Source organism: Siminovitchia jepli, from assembly GCF_047228825.1.
GTDB lineage: Bacteria > Bacillota > Bacilli > Bacillales > Bacillaceae_C > Siminovitchia.
Genome location: NZ_JBFEGN010000213.1, coordinates 1 through 732, shown reverse-complemented (window position 1 = coordinate 732; position 732 = coordinate 1). Strand labels below are relative to the sequence as shown.

1 pseudogene is annotated in these 732 nt (G+C 47.8%); it reads right to left on the bottom strand.

Features of this window, described 5'->3' with window-relative positions:
- Positions 1 to 249: 249 nt before the first annotated feature.
- Positions 250 to 732, bottom strand: a pseudogene (locus AB1L08_RS22440) (DDE-type integrase/transposase/recombinase); the annotation flags it as partial.

Below are 732 nucleotides of genomic sequence, written 5' to 3'. Positions count from 1 at the left end.
TAGTGTAAAAAGTTCTATGAAAGATTAGCGATTTCTGCTTTTTCGAAGAGAAGAGGGAATATGTCGCCCGCAATCGCCCTTGACAAACAGTCAAAAAAGGTTGCGATAAAAGTATCAAGGGCGAAGGGGACAAAAGCAGGCACGACAAAGAGCCCTTGACATTATCCAATTTTAACCTTTTTCTCCATTCGGTTTGTCAAGGGTTCGCTCCGCCGATTGCTCAGATGCAAGGGCTCAGCTAAACAAAAGCTAGGCGGACTGCTGTTCGTCCAAGAAATCTTGGGCTAGCGAGATCAGTTTTGTCCATCTTTCCGGCATATTGGGCATCCTTTGCAGTTCAGGGATAATCACAGGCACCTGATTTTCTAGTGCCGCGTGTGGCCTAAGGAAATTGAAGTAAGCCACAAACAGTGTCACGAAGGAGACGGAACCTTCCTGGGAGCCGAATCCGGTTGTCGCTCGGTAGTTACCTTTAAATGTCCGGTTGAGGCGCTCAATGATTTGTTTAAGCGGACGGTATTCCTCCGAGACAGGATCCTCGTTGGTCAGGCCGATGACTCTGTGAATATCAAAATGAATGCCATGCTGGGCGAAAAAGTGCTGCGCCAGGATGTAGATGGGATTGCCATCGACGACAAACATCAGGTCTTCGGGGATTGTTTTAAATTTTTGCAACACCTGGTCCAGCGCTTTAATAGCGGATGGTGTGTCCCTGTTTGGCGACACAGGGTA